This window comes from Enterovirga sp. (assembly GCF_028290205.1).
Lineage (GTDB): Bacteria > Pseudomonadota > Alphaproteobacteria > Rhizobiales > Beijerinckiaceae > Enterovirga.
Genome location: NZ_JAQGKF010000227.1, coordinates 1 through 2,766, shown reverse-complemented (window position 1 = coordinate 2,766; position 2,766 = coordinate 1). Strand labels below are relative to the sequence as shown.

At 71.0% G+C, this 2,766-nt stretch carries 3 protein-coding genes, 1 tRNA gene and 1 pseudogene; all 5 read left to right on the top strand.

Translation table 11 applies throughout. The annotated features are described in order from the left end of the window. Positions 1-846, top strand: an 846-nt coding sequence (locus JWR86_RS15795; RefSeq protein WP_299567312.1) for a molybdopterin molybdotransferase MoeA, incomplete at its 5' end; no start/stop codon positions are given. 134 nt (positions 847-980) lie between these two features. Further along, positions 981-1,412 carry a DUF3597 domain-containing protein gene (locus tag JWR86_RS15790; RefSeq protein ID WP_299567310.1) on the top strand — a complete coding sequence of 144 codons (432 nt, stop codon included), beginning with the start codon at positions 981-983 and terminating at the stop codon, positions 1,410-1,412. A gap of 110 nt (positions 1,413-1,522) precedes the next feature. Beyond that, a tRNA-Glu gene (locus JWR86_RS15785) sits at positions 1,523-1,597 on the top strand. 68 nt (positions 1,598-1,665) lie between these two features. Next, positions 1,666-1,842 carry a hypothetical protein gene (locus tag JWR86_RS15780; RefSeq protein WP_299567309.1) on the top strand — a complete coding sequence of 59 codons (177 nt, stop codon included), beginning with the start codon at positions 1,666-1,668 and terminating at the stop codon, positions 1,840-1,842. 171 nt (positions 1,843-2,013) lie between these two features. Then, positions 2,014-2,766, top strand: a pseudogene (locus JWR86_RS15775) (excinuclease ABC subunit A); the annotation flags it as partial.

Below are 2,766 nucleotides of genomic sequence, written 5' to 3'. Positions count from 1 at the left end.
GCCGCCCCGGGCCGTTTTGTCCGGCCCGCTGGGCTCGATTTCCGCCGCGGCGACCTGCTGGTGCGGGCCGGAGACCGGCTCGATGCCCGGCGGCTGGCGCTCGCCGCCGCGGCCGGACAGGCGCGGCTCCCTCTGCGCCGGCGCCCCCGCGTCGCCATTCTGGCCACCGGGGACGAACTCGTGCGCCCGGGCGAGACCCCCGGGCCGGACCAGATCGTCGCCTCCAATCCCTATGCGCTGCAGGCCATCGTGGAACGGGCCGGCGGCGAGGTTTTCGATCTCGGCATCGCGCGCGACAGCTTCGACGACCTGCGGCGCGCCTTCGGGGAGGCGAGAGCGGCGCAGGCGGACCTCCTGGTCACCCTCGGCGGTGCGTCGGTCGGCGACCACGACCTGGTCCAGCCGGCGCTGCTGCGGGAAGGGCTGGAACTCGGCTTCTGGCGCGTCGCGCTCCGGCCTGGCAAGCCGCTCATGCACGGCCGGCTCGGCCGCACCGTGCTCATTGGCCTGCCCGGCAACCCGGTCTCCTCCATCGTCTGCGCCATCCTGTTCGTGGTGCCGGCCATCCGGGCGCTTCTCGGCGATCCGGATGCCGGGGAGGACCCGGCCGAATTCGGCCGGCTCGGCGCAGCCCTCGCCGGCAACGACAACCGCCAGGACTACATGCGGGCCGCGCTCGGCCGTTCGCCCGGCGGCGAACTTCTGGCCACCCCGTTTCCCCGCCAGGATTCCTCCATGCTGTCGGTCCTGGCCGCCTCCGAGGCGTTGGTGGTGCGCGCGCCACACGCCCCGGCGGCAGAGGCTGGCGAGCCCTGCCGCATCATTCGGCTGGATCGGTTCTGCTGACGCCCGCGCCGGCGCCGCAGGGCCCTCCGAGCGGCGCCGGCGGCCGCATTCTGCGTCCCTCCGGGAACCAAAGGCGCGCCCACGCGCTTGCGGCGGGCGGGCCGGCTCCACGAATGCCCGCAGGGGAGGGCACCATGAGCATCTTCGGTTCCATCATGTCCAAGATCTTCGGCACGGACGCCAAGGCCGCCGGGGCGCCTGGCGCCGCCGCAGGCACCGGCGGCTCGGCCGGGGGAGCAGCGGGCGCGGCCGGAGCATCGGCGGGGGCGGGCGCGGGTTCGGGCGCGGCCGGCGGCGCGGTCGGCCAGGTCGACGTGGAGGCGACTCTGACCGATCTCGCCAAAAAATCCGGCCGCCCCTCGAACTGGCGCGTGTCCATCGTGGATCTGATGACGCTGCTCGGGCTCGACAGCTCGCTCGCCCACCGCAAGGAACTCGCCAAGGAGCTCGGCTACACGGGCGACACCAACGACAGCGCCACCATGAACATCTGGCTCCACAAGCAGGTGATGCGGAAGCTGGCCGAGAACGGCGGCAAGGTGCCGGACGACCTCAAGAACGCCTGAGCGGGCGGCGGGCGCACGAGCGCGCGTCCGCGTGCGCCCGGGCGCTTGTTCGCGAGCCCGGTTTGGGCCATAGGGTCGGGCAGCGGCGGCGCCCCACGGGGCAGCCCCGAGCGGCCTTCGTCTATCGGTTAGGACACCAGCCTTTCACGCTGGGAAGACGGGTTCGATTCCCGTAGGCCGCGCCAGCCGGCCGTAACCGTCCCTTGACCCGGCCCGGCTATCCCTCGCCCCGACGATTCGACCGGGACCCCGCATGACCAAGGCCCAGCTTGCCGCCGAGATCCGCAAGGTCGTGGAGATGCAGCTCGACGATTGCGAGCGCGCGATCAAGGCCGGCACGAAATCCATTGCGCTGTTCGAGCTCGAGGACGCGGCGAAGCGGCTGAAGCGCATCGCCGCCCTGCTGGAGAGCAGCCGCCAGGCCGCCTGAGCCCCGGCTTCAGGGCCCCCCGTCGGGGCGGGATTGCCCGGCGTACCCGTTTCGTTCTAGAGCAAATCCGCATCCGGTTTGCCTCCGGGGCCGCAGCGCCTACATCTGGATGATCCCGAATGCCGCTTCGGCGGCCGCCGCCATGCGCTGCGCCTGGCCGCTGGATCCCGCATGCCCAAGCTCGACGACCTTTTCGACCAGGCCCGCCCACGCGATTTCGGGGACCGGCGCGTCATCTCCGTGCGCGGCGCGCGCGAGCACAACCTCAAGAATGTCGACCTGACCATTCCGCGCGACCGGCTCGTGGTGTTCACGGGGCTGTCGGGGAGCGGCAAGTCCTCGCTCGCCTTCGACACGATCTATGCCGAGGGCCAGCGCCGCTATGTCGAGTCGCTCTCGGCCTATGCGCGCCAGTTCCTGGAGATGATGCAGAAGCCCGATGTCGACCAGATCGACGGGCTGTCTCCGGCCATCTCCATCGAGCAGAAGACGACCTCCAAGAACCCGCGCTCCACTGTCGGCACGGTAACAGAGATCTACGACTACATGCGCCTGCTCTGGGCGCGGGTCGGCGTGCCCTATTCGCCCGCGACCGGGCTGCCGATCGAGAGCCAGACGGTCAGCCAGATGGTGGACCGCATCCTGGCGCTGCCGGAGAAGACGCGGCTCTACCTCCTGGCGCCCGTGGTGCGCGACCGCAAGGGCGAGTACCGCAAGGAGATCGCCGAGTTCCAGAAGAAGGGCTTTCAGCGCCTCAAGGTGGACGGCGCCTTCTACGCCATCGACGACGTCCCGGTGCTGGACAAGAAGATCAAGCACGAGATCGACGTGGTGGTGGACCGGCTGGTGGTGCGCGACGACATCGGCGCGCGCCTGGCCGAGTCGCTCGAAACCGCGCTCGACATGGCGGACGGCATCGCCGTG